The organism is Gemmobacter denitrificans (genome assembly GCF_036964905.1).
Taxonomy (GTDB): Bacteria; Pseudomonadota; Alphaproteobacteria; order Rhodobacterales; family Rhodobacteraceae; genus Gemmobacter; species Gemmobacter denitrificans.
In genome coordinates this window covers 1-10690 of sequence record NZ_JBALHR010000031.1, presented here as the reverse complement: position 1 = coordinate 10690, position 10690 = coordinate 1, and the positions used below count along the sequence as shown (strand labels likewise).

Genomic DNA, 10690 nt, shown 5'->3' with positions numbered 1-10690 from the left:
CGCATGGGCCGCGAGCGGCAGGGTCAGGACCCAGCTGCCGCTGGCGCTGATGACCCGGCCCCGGTCGGCCGCCGTCAGGGTGGTGGCGGCACTGCGCGCGACATGGCCCGCAAAGGGGGCACCCAGGGCCGCGAGGCTCTCGGCCAGCGTGCCGCTGTCGCCAAGGAGCCCCGAGGCCCAGTCGCGGAACTGCTGCAGGCCCGCCTTGAACTGGGCCTCGGTGAGGGAGGAGCCGATCAGATCGGCAAGCGGGGGCAGGCTGGGCATCAGGCGCTCCACATCGGGTTGGGATCGGCGGTCCAGAACGGGGTGGCGGGGGTGTTCCACATGGCGGGGATCAGGCTGCCAAGGCTGGCGGCGGTCCAGTCGCCTGCGGCAAGGCCAAGGCCGCGCACCCGGATCATGGTCCGCGCCGCATGCAGCAGCAGCACCGCCACCTGCGCGGCCGAGGTATCGGTGACCCGGGTCCAGCTGACATCGGCGCTGGCCGGATCATCGCCCTCGGCCATCTCCACCTGATAGCTGTCCGCCCCCGGGGCGGGCCGCCAGGCCAGCAGCACCCGGGTATTGTCGCCCGGGATGCGCCGCGCGATCAGCCCGGTGACCCGGGGCCGCGTCACCCGGCGCGGCAGGCTGCCCAGCCGGATCGGGCTGGCGGTCTGGCCCGTCTCGGCGCTGTGCACCGAGGGATCATCCGGCACCGCCTCGATGCTGACCTGATGCAGCCCCTTGGGCTTCACCGCCGTCACCTTGCAGAGCGCGGCCCAGAGCATACCCGGCCCGAAGGCCAGATGGGTCCGTTCGCGCGCGCCGCCGCAATCGGGGGTCATGTCGGGCGTCTCGGTCAGGATCAGCTGGTCGGGCGCGGCCCCGGGCAGCACCCGCCAGGGGCCGGAGACCCCGCCATTGCGCCGCCGGAAGGCCACATAATGCGGGCCATCCCCCCAGAGCGGTTCCTCCGAGATGCGCAGCACCCGCGCCCCTGCATCCCAGTCCAGCGCCTCGGCCTGCGCGCCCCAGGCGGGCATGTCATGCTGCACCGCGATCAGATCCCCGATGGAGGGGATGAAGCCCTCCATCTCGGTGTCGAACTTCACGCTGCGGCGGCGGTAGCGGTTGGCGGCGGCCTGATAGAGCCCCTCGCGCAGGGCCTGCGCCCGGTCGGTGATGCCGAAGGCCTCCATCTTCGCAGGCCGGGCGGCGGATGAGCCGTCCAGCCGCGCGGTCACCCGGCGCGGCGACCAGCTGGCGCTGTCGAAATAGCTCACCTCGATGGCATCGGCGGTGGCCTCGGTCGGCATGGCATAATCGATGCTGAAGCTGCCCTTGACGATATTGCGCATCGAGAAGAGCGCGACCGGCAGCGTCTCGGCCCCGTCGCGCACGACGCGCAGCCGCCCGCCCTGCAGGAAGACCCGCGCCCGGCCCGCCTGGGCGATCCGGCTTACACTGTCCCACCAGCTGCCCGCACTGTCGAAGCGGGCATCGAAGCGGTCGCCCCGCGCGGCCCAGAGCGCATCGAGGGCGGCCAGCGCCTCAAGGTCGAGACGGCTGTCGGGCAGCTTCGCGCCATAGGCCGGGTTGCGGGCAGCATCGGCAATCGCCCAGGCGATGGAGCGGGTCGGCTGCGGCGCGCTCCAGCCCGTGCCGGTCCAGACCGGCAGCTTGCGGGTGGCAATCACCCCGACGCGGCGGCTGGCCTGCAGCGACAGGTTGTTGGTGGCCCGCATTCGCATGGCGATCAGGGTCAGGCCCGCGAAGTCCTCGGTCTCGCGCAGATAGGCGCGCAGGCCGAAGAGCGCGACCTCATGGCCGACCCCGGCATCGCCATCCTTGGCATCGTGCCGCCAGGCGCGGATCGCATAGCGCCCGGCCGGGGTCAGCTTGTGGCGGATCGACCGGCGGATCGCGGTGGCGCTGCGGTCGGTGAAGCTCTTGTCGATGATCCGGGTCCAGTCGCCCAGGGGCGCGCCTTCCGCATCGATGCGCCGGGCCTCGACGATCACCCGCAGGCTCTTGTCGCTGAGCCGCCCGCCCGAACCCAGACCGAAGAGCCCGCGCGGCAGCACGAGATCAAGGCCCAGATGGGTGGCGCGGCTGTCGGGGCCGGAGGCCACAAAGCCGGTGGCCCCGCCCAGCACCGGGCGTACCGTGCCGGTGGTGCCGGTGGTCCCGAGGCTCAGGGTGAAGCTGTCGGGGCCGGGCACGGTGGCGATGCTGCGCCAGCCGACCGGCCCGTCGCCTGCCGAGAGATCGAGCCAGATCGACTGCCCGGCGCTCAGCCCATGGCCCGGGCGGGTCACGGTGACGGTGGTGCCGCCCTGTACCCAGCTGGCCTCCAGCCCCGGGCCGAGCGGGGTTGCGGTCAGCGTGCCATGGGCAAAGCCCGAAGTCGGGGCCGGGAGGGTCCAGCGGTCGGGATGGGGCACGGTATCGATCAGATAAAGCCCGTCGGGCTGCGCTCCGGCAAAATCCACCAGCTGGGCCGCCCCCACCGCCCGGCCATGGGCGGATTGCGTCACGGTGATGCGGCTGCCCGACTGGGTCCAGAGCAGCGTGCCCGAGGCCGCCCCGGCGGCGATGCGATAGCTGCAGGCGCGGGTGCCGGTCAGGGCATTGACCCGCCAGCTGTCGGCCGAGGGCACGGCGCTGATCGTATAGACCCCGCTCAGATAGCCGCCGCCGCCCTCGAGATCGAGCCGCACCACCTGACCCACCGCCCGGCCATGGCCGGTCTCGGTCACGGTGATGATGCCCGAGGCAAGCAGCCAGGTCACCGGCACCGCGCCCTGCAATTCCTGCCCCGAGACTTCGACCGAGGTGACGACCGAAGTCGGGAACAGCGTCACCCCGCCGCCCGGCGGGATGATCTCGGTCTCGATCTCTTCAAAGGCCGTGATCGGGCTGTCCTCGATGCGGATCTCCTCGACCTCGTACTCCCCCGCGCCAAGGCACAGGAGCTGGTAGAGATACTGCTCGCCGCCCGCGAACTCGGTATAGGGCTGGGCCGCGAAGTCGGGATAGGCCAGCAGGCGGCCATAGTGCACCGGCACCGGCTGTTCGATCCGCGCCTGATTGCCCTGCGCGGTCAGGCTGTAGGTGGGCGAGGGGGTGGGCAGGCTCGGGGCCTTTGGCGCGGGCAGCACGGTATTGATCAGCGCCTGACCGGCCATCAGGATGCCGAAGGTGGTCAATTGGCCCAGAAGCGTGGTGCCCACCAGCGCGGTGGTGGTGCCCAGCAGCGTGGCCGCCGCCCAGGGCGCAAAGGCCATGAGCGCGAGCGAGGCCAGAAGCCGCAGCGGGTTCGATCCGCGCCCGCGCGGCAGGCAGGCAAAGACCAGCGTATCGCCATGGCGCAAGCGCCTGCGCCAGCCCGCGCGCAGGATCGGGCGGCCATTCAGCAGGGCGATCACCGGGCGGTCGCCCCGGGGGGCGAGCCGCCTGATCCGCAGGGGCCGGGTCAGCACCGCGGTCTCGCGATGCAGCGGGTCGAGCGGGTTGGGCAGGCGGATGCAGAGCGCCCTCATGCGCCGACCCTCCGCCAGAACCCGTGCAGCCGGTAGCCCAGATCGCCCAGCCGCCCGACCGGGGTGGCAATGCCGCCCGAGCCTGCGATGGCATGCAGCACCCGGGCCGGGGCGATCCAGATGCCGATATGGCAGGGGTGGCGGCCCTGCGCCATGATCACCGCATCGCCTTCAACCGGGGCTTCAACGGGGGTTTGAACCTGCCGCCACTGGCCATATTCCGGGTGATCCGCGAAGTCGCGGCGCAGGCGGCGCGGGTCAAGCGCGCTGACATCGAGTGCGGCCACATCCCAGCCGAAGACCTCGCGCCAGACCCGGCGGGCAAAGGCCCAGCAATGCTGCTCGGCCGGATCGAAGGGCTGGCCGACATAGCGGCTGGCCCAATGGGCGGCAGGGGCCTGCGCGGCGGTTTGCAAGACGGGTGCGGCGGTCATGAACTGGCAAGCCCCGGGAAGCGTTCAAGGTCATAATCCAGCGCCGGAAAGCGCAGGTTCAGCAGATCGGGGAAGCCTGCGGTGGCGCGGATGCGGAAGGCGGTGGCGCTGATGGCCGAGATTGTCATCTCGAGCGGCGGGTCATTCTCCGGCCCGCTGGCCAGATCATGGTCGAGATAGGCGCGGTAGATCACCGTCACCGGCTCGGCCGAGGCCACGGCCAGATCGATCTGGGCGAGGATGTCGCGGGCGACATTGTCGATCTCGATCACGCACTGCGGCACGCCCGTCGTGGTCTGTTCGGGCGGCTTCACATCGAAGGCATAGGCCACGAAGGGCACGATCTGCCCGGCATCGCGGGCGGCTCCGGCCTCGATGCGGGCATCCATCGCCACACTGTCGCGCACCACCCGGATCGGCGCGGTGAAGGCGGGATGCCACAGCTCCAGCGTATGCAGGATCACCTCATCGGCGGGGGCCGAGGCATAGGCCTCGCGGATGGCTTCAGAGAGGGCGGGATCAGGCATTGCGCACCTCCAGCGTGGCAGAGACCGTCCAGCGCAGGCCCTGGCTGATGCTGGCCTTCCAGCCGCCTTCAAAGCGGCATTCGGCCTCGGCAAAGCCGCCGCCAAAGGCCAGCGGGGCCATGAACCAGGCACTGCCGCCGCCCGCGCCAAGCGCATGGCCGCTGGCCGTGGTCGGCAGGTAAAGATCATGGCCGCTGTCCAGCCGGACCATGTGTTCGCACAGATGCAGCCCGTCGGCATTGTTGCCGCTGTAGCCGGGCGTGGCCGGGGCGGGCATCGGCCAGATGCGGAATTCCGGCACCTCCGGCCCCTCGCTGGTATCGGCGCGCAGGATCACCCGATACCAGCCCTTGCCGCGCGGCTCGACCTTGAGGCCCGCCAGCCCCGCTTGCCCCACCACCACCCCGCTGCCGAGGTTCACATCGGCATAGGCCAGCGTGCCCTCCATCGTGCGCAGGCCCAGCCGGGCAAAGCCCATCCCGGCGGCGCGCAAGCTTGCCATCAGGACCAGCACCCGGTTCTGGAAGGCGGCCATCGGCAGGGGCAGGCTTGCGCGATGCTCGCCCGCGACCGGGTTGGCCCTGATCTTGTCGGCCAGTTGCCCGGCCGGGCCGAGGATGCCATCGCTGATGCTGCCCATCTGGGTCAGGCTCCAGCCGGTCAGCGCATCGCTGTCGCCCGCAAGGCTCCAGGGGTCATCGCCATACCAGGCGCGGAAGGCGGCCATCTGGTCATCCTCGAAGCGCCAGCTCACCGTGACACTGTCGCGCCGGGTGCGGGTGATCCGGCGCAGGCGGCGGGCACCCACCTCCATCTCGGTGCGCAGGCTCGGATCGACGGGCTGCAGCTGATAGCCGGGCCGCTCGGCCCCGGGCAGGGTATCGGGCCAGCGCCGGGTCATCGCGGTGCCCTCGCAAGGCCGAAGACATCCGACATTGCGCCCGCGAGCGAGCCGCGCCCGCTGACCAGCCCCTCGGCCAGCGCGCCCTCGACCCGTTCGATCAGCACCTCGATCAGGTCCTCGCCCCCGCTGCCGGGCCGGGTCTCCACCCGGGCCTGCGCCACATCCACGGCGGTATTGGTGACATTGACGGTGATCTTCGCAGGACCGGCCCCGCCAGAGGCACGATCCCCGGCAGGCAGGCGGGCGGTGCTGCCCGTCGCGGCCTCGCCCAGCAGCATGGCCCGGCCCTGACTGACCACGCCGCCCTGCGCAAAGGCCAGCGGCGGGGCATCAAGGATCGGTGCCCGGCGCGGCAGCACCACGCCCAGATGCCCCGATCCCATGCGCTGCAGCCCCAGCACCGTCTCGCGGCCCTGCGGATCGACGGCGCGCACGCCGCCATCCTGCAGGGGCAGGATCGCCTCCGGCCCGGCCTCGCCCATCAGCCCGGTCTGGCCATTGGCCATGGCAAAGGCGGTGGGCCGGTCGACCACGCTGTCGGCATGGGCCGCCAGCCCCGGCGCATCCGGCACGCCGCCGGTGGCGAAGGGCAGGAAGGAGAAGAGCCCGTCAAACAGCGGGCCGAAGAGCGGGGTGAAGAGCTTCATCTCCAGCTGCTCGGCCAGCATGCGCTGGAAGGCATTCATCACCGTATCTTCCAGCGCCTGCATCGCATCGCCCGCCGATTGCGCGCCTGTGAGGAAGGAGGCGAAGGCATCGCCAAAGCCCTGACCCATGGTCTTTGACAGATCGGCCGCCGTGGCCCCGAGGCTTGCGCCGACCTTGTCCCAATCCCCGGCCAGACCCTGCACTGCCGCCCGGGCCACCTCGACCGCCTTGGCGGCCTCCGGCCCGGAGGCGCGGTTCTGCCGTTCCATCTGCGGGATCAGCTCGGCAATGCCCTCGGCGGTCTGCCGCCGGGCGCGGGCCAGTTCCTCCGCGCCCTCGCCGGAGGTCAGAAGGCCTGCACGCACCTTCTCGGCGATCTGCGCCGCCTGCAGGTCGAGATCGGCGAGCAGGGCCTGCATCTCTCGCCGCAGATCGGTGAGGCTGGCGGTGGCATCGCCCCCGGCACCGCCGCGCCCGCCGCCGCCCCGCGCGCCGCTGCCGGTGTTCAGGGCGGGCACGCCGAAGTCGATATCGGTCGGGCGTGCGGTCGGGCGGGGCGAGGTGCGGGGGGCCTCCCCCGGCGCATAGGGGTTGAAGCCCGGCACCAGACCATAGGTGCCAAGGCCCGAGGGCATCTGTGCCGGGGCAAGGGGGGACATCGCGGCATCGGCGGCGGCATTCTGCGCCGACGTCACCGTGGCGCGCACCTTGCCCCACCAGCCCGCCGCGCGTTCCAGCAGGCTTCCCAGCTGCGAGGCCGGGCCAAGGGCGGCGGCGATGGTGGCGGCAATATCGACCGAGGCCAGCCCATTGGCGGCATCCCAGGCCGCGAGGATCTCGCGCTTCAGCCCTTCCGAGACATCGAGCGCCTTCAATTCGACCTGCAGCGCCTCGCGTTCGGCCTTCAGCCGGGCGCGGGCGACCAGCACGCTGTCCTCGCCATGCTCTGCGATCAGCCGCTTCTCTTCCGCCTGCTGGCGCAGCACCGCCAGCAAGGCATTGGCCTCACCCAGGTCCTCGGCCCAGTCGATGGTCTGCCCGAGGCCCGTGCGCAGGTCCTCCAGCACCGGATCGACGAATTGCGCCTTGAAGGCCGCCTCGCGCGCGCCCTGCACCCGTTGCAGGCCCAGCACCATCTGATCCATCTGCGCCAGCGTCTCGCGCTCGCGGTCATTGAGCCCGCCCACCGCCTGCGCGGCTTCGCGGAACCGGTCGCGCAGGCCCTCGGCGGCGGTGAGCTGGCCCTGCAGGGTGGGGGCGGATTCAAGCTGGCGGAAGGCCGCGATCACGCCATTGATCTCGGACCGGGCGGTGTCCGACCACATCGAGAGATCGAAGAGATCGGCCAGCGACTTCTGGCTGCCCACCGCCCATTCGGCCCCGTCATAGACCTCGAGCCCGCTGCGCAGCGCGTCCGAGGTGCTGCGGGTCTGGTTCAGGGTGGCGCGGGCATCCAGTTCGACCTGCGCGCGCAGGAGTTCGCGCGCCTTGGCGGTCTGGCTGCCGAACTCGGCCGACAATTCCGCCGCCGATCCTGCGGCCTTGCGCGCGGAGGCGACATAGGCCTCCACCCGGTCATTCAGGGTGTCGATGGCATCTTCCAGCGGCGGCACCGCCGCCTCGCTTTCGGTCAGCCAGCCGGTCATCGCGGCCCCGGCGGCGATGGAGCCCAGCGTGATGAGGCTGAGGGGCGAGATCATGGCACTGAAGGCGGCCCCGAGTGCGCGCACCGCCCCGGCGGCCCCCATCGGCCCGATCACCTGGGTGATCTGGGTGCCCTGTTGCAGCGCCAGCATCAGCGGGTTCTGCCCGGCGGCCATCATCACCGCGATATCGTTGAAGTTGGCCACCAGATTGCCGACCGATCCGGCGGCGAGTTCGGCCCCCTGTCCGGTCTGGCGCAATCCGCTCTCGGCGGCCCGTGCGCCGCGCAGCCCCATGGGGCCGAGATCGGCCAGGTTCCCGGCCAGATGGCGGGCGGGGCGGGTGGCGGCTTCTGCGCCGGCCTCGATCCGGGCAAGGCCTGCGGCCCCCGTGGCCCCGGCCTCGCGGCCCGACTGCCCGGTCTGGGTCAGGCTCTGGCGCAGGGCGGCCAGGTCCGCCTTCAGCGCCCCCGCTTCGGCCTCGAAGCGCATCACCACCCGCATGTCGCCCGTTGTCGCGCCCGTCATTCCGCCTGTTCCCTGAACCCCAGAAGTGCAAGGTCGGCCGCCAGTTCGGCCTCCCCATCCTCATCGTGATCGCTGTGTTCCTGCCCCCGCCCGGCCCTGCGCGCGCTCCGGCTCTCGGCCTGCCAGCGCGCGATCTCCTCGCGGCTGCCATTCACCGCCAGCCGGATCACCGCCAGCATCCGCGCCTCCTGCACCGCCGCCACCTCGGCAAAGCCGTCGAGAAGCGCTGCCGCCTGTGCGAGCGTCAGGTCGCGGCAGTCCGCCAGCCCGACCCCGCGCGAGATCAGGGCCGCAAAGGCGGTGCCCCAGGTGACTGCCGCCGCGCCACCGCCTCCCGCGCCAGGGGCAGGAGGCGGCGGGCGAAAAAATCGAGATTGACCTCGAAGACCGCGCTTGCCAGCTCGAAGATCGCGTCAAGCTGCCAGTCGGCCAGCGCCTCGGGATCGGCATCGGTGGCGGCCTGAATGGTGGCCAGCACCGTCTCGTGATGATCGACCGCGATGCGCCACCAATCCTCGGCCAGTACCAGATCCCAGATCGGGGCCACCGCCGCCGCAAAACCCGGCACCTGCCGCAGCCGCAGCGGGGTGACTGCCACCCCATGGATCACCCGGGTCATGGGCACGAAGGTCTCGAGGGTGGGGCCGGTCGCGGTCGGGCCTTTTGCAGCAGCCCGGGTCATCGCACGATCACCCGCAGCTCGTCATTGCCCTCGACCGGCAGGCAGCGCAGTTCGGTCTCCATCAGGGCGCGGCCTTCATAATCGCGCATCTGCGGATCGACCCGCTGCACCGAGGGCGCATGCAGATGCACCCGCCGCCCCGTCGCCGTGCCGAAGTTGAACCCGACCGAGGTCAGCGCATTGGCATTGATCTCGCTGCGCCAGGCCACCTCATCGGCCGGGCTCAGCGCCACGGTCATCTTGCCCATCACATCGCGTTCCACGATGTCGACCGCCTCGCCGCCCAGCATCTTGATATGGCTGAGCTTGTTCGACAGATCGACCTCCAGCCCCTGCGAGGGCAGCAGCGTGCCCCCCGATGGCGCCCCGCCCACCAGCCCGCCGCCCAGCCGGATATCACCGCTGTTGCTGTCCGAGATCACCTCGGGCCGCTGCCAGGCGGCATAGTTGTAGCCCGTCGTGCTGAAGCTGTTGCCCTCGGCCGCCCAGGTGTCAAAGCCCCAGAACTTGAACTGGATCACCGGGATCTTGTAGGCATTGCACAGGAACTTCGCACTGCCCCGCGCGCCCCGGCTGGCATAGCGCATCCCGTCCACATTGAAGCGCAGCGTCAGGCTCTCGAACCCGCCCGAGACCGGCAGATATTCCACCCGGCTGCCCGCGACGATGGTCTCCGACATGCCGCAGGCCCGCAGGAGCCGACCCCAGGCCGGGGGCGTGCCCGCCACCCCGGAGGCCGCAAACTCCACCTCGAATTCCAGCTCCGAGCGCCGCGCCGCAACCATATGTTCCGACCCGCCCAGATAAGGCCGCAGCAGCTCGCGCGGCTCGGTATCCCGCGCGATCCGGAACGTCGCATTGCGCACCAGCACAACATCCGAACTGGTCCAGTTCTCCTCAGGCTCCGCCCCATAGGCCGATTCCAGCCGGGCCAGCACCGCCGTCTTGCGGGTATAGCGGACAATCGACATGGATCAGGTCTCCTCGGGCTGGGCAGGCTGGGCAGGCGGATTGGTCGGGGGGCCATCCGCAGGCGGCGCGGCCTGCGTCCCCCCGACCCGATGCTGGTCCCCCGTCCCGGGGTCCATCACATAGCTGCCCCCAGTCCCGGGCGGACGCACATCCGCCGTCAGCTGATCAGCGGCAGAGGGGGTGGGTTTTTTCGTCAAGGTCCGATCCTCCATTCATGTTTCAGGGAAAAGGTCAGCTCGTAGATCGCCACGCCCCGTGCGAAGGCGGCGAGCCGGGAGGCGCGGAAGATGAAAAGGCCGGTGCTGTCGATGGGCGACCAGCCCACCAGGGCCAGCGCCACCCGCTCCAGCAGGGGATGCACCTCATCGAGCACGATGCGTTCGCCATGGCCGTCATGGGCGCGCAGGCTCACCACCACCGCAAAACCGTGATCGACACTCTGCAGGTAGCAGCCCACCGTCATCGTCGGTTGCGGATGACCCTGCATGCCGGTTGGCAGCACATGGGCGCAGGGCGTGTTTTGCGGCACCGCATCGGCCTTCATCAGCGTGGCCAGTGCCGCCGCGCCATAGACCCGGCCTTTCAGGTCCGGCACCTCCGCCTTCAAACGGTTGATGATTTCCGGGGTCATGGCTGCAGCCCCTCGATCACCGCCCCGAAATGCACCGCCGCCAGATCAAGCAGGGTCAGCCGGTCCTCTTCGGAGACACCGATGTAAGGCCGGGCCGGGATCGTGACCTGCGAAACCACATGGCGCGATCCATCGGCCAGACCGAAGCTGAGACCGGCGGCAGTCTTGGCGCGGATCACCGCCCCGAACTGGTG

The 10690-nt window shown here is 70.8% G+C and carries 11 protein-coding genes; all 11 read right to left on the bottom strand.

Features of this window, described 5'->3' with window-relative positions:
- Positions 1–267, bottom strand: a 267-nt coding sequence (locus tag V6590_RS20430) for a hypothetical protein (RefSeq protein WP_335425561.1), incomplete at its 3' end; no start/stop codon positions are given.
- On the bottom strand, positions 267–3527 hold the full coding sequence (locus tag V6590_RS20425) for a host specificity factor TipJ family phage tail protein (RefSeq protein WP_335425560.1): 3261 nt from the start codon (positions 3525–3527) through the stop codon (positions 267–269). The genes V6590_RS20430 and V6590_RS20425, both read right to left, overlap by 1 nt.
- Positions 3524–3961 carry a hypothetical protein gene (locus V6590_RS20420; RefSeq protein ID WP_335425559.1) on the bottom strand — a complete coding sequence of 146 codons (438 nt, stop codon included), beginning with the start codon at positions 3959–3961 and terminating at the stop codon, positions 3524–3526. The genes V6590_RS20425 and V6590_RS20420 overlap by 4 nt, the downstream gene beginning before the upstream one ends.
- Entirely contained in the window at positions 3958–4488 is a 531-nt protein-coding gene (locus tag V6590_RS20415) for a DUF1833 family protein (protein WP_335425558.1), read from the bottom strand. The genes V6590_RS20420 and V6590_RS20415 overlap by 4 nt, the downstream gene beginning before the upstream one ends.
- Complete coding sequence (locus V6590_RS20410; RefSeq protein WP_335425557.1) at positions 4481–5389, bottom strand: phage head spike fiber domain-containing protein; 909 nt, start codon at positions 5387–5389, stop codon at positions 4481–4483. The genes V6590_RS20415 and V6590_RS20410 overlap by 8 nt, the downstream gene beginning before the upstream one ends.
- Positions 5386–8211: a phage tail length tape measure family protein gene (locus V6590_RS20405; RefSeq protein WP_335425556.1), complete on the bottom strand. Its 2826-nt coding sequence runs from the start codon at positions 8209–8211 to the stop codon at positions 5386–5388. Before V6590_RS20405 ends, V6590_RS20410 begins: the two co-directional genes overlap by 4 nt.
- Positions 8208–8390 carry a hypothetical protein gene (locus tag V6590_RS20400; RefSeq protein ID WP_335425555.1) on the bottom strand — a complete coding sequence of 61 codons (183 nt, stop codon included), beginning with the start codon at positions 8388–8390 and terminating at the stop codon, positions 8208–8210. The genes V6590_RS20405 and V6590_RS20400 overlap by 4 nt, the downstream gene beginning before the upstream one ends.
- A gap of 104 nt (positions 8391–8494) precedes the next feature.
- On the bottom strand, positions 8495–8893 hold the full coding sequence (locus V6590_RS20395) for a hypothetical protein (RefSeq protein WP_335425554.1): 399 nt from the start codon (positions 8891–8893) through the stop codon (positions 8495–8497).
- The gene (locus V6590_RS20390) at positions 8890–9864 is read right to left on the bottom strand and encodes a phage tail tube protein (RefSeq protein WP_335425553.1); all 975 of its coding nucleotides are present in this window, start codon (positions 9862–9864) and stop codon (positions 8890–8892) included. Before V6590_RS20390 ends, V6590_RS20395 begins: the two co-directional genes overlap by 4 nt.
- A gap of 194 nt (positions 9865–10058) precedes the next feature.
- Positions 10059–10496, bottom strand: coding sequence for a phage tail terminator protein (locus V6590_RS20385; protein ID WP_335425552.1), 438 nt, complete (start codon positions 10494–10496; stop codon positions 10059–10061).
- A partial coding sequence (locus tag V6590_RS20380) for a phage virion morphogenesis family protein (protein ID WP_335425551.1) occupies positions 10493–10690 on the bottom strand: 198 nt, incomplete at its 5' end. The genes V6590_RS20380 and V6590_RS20385, both read right to left, overlap by 4 nt.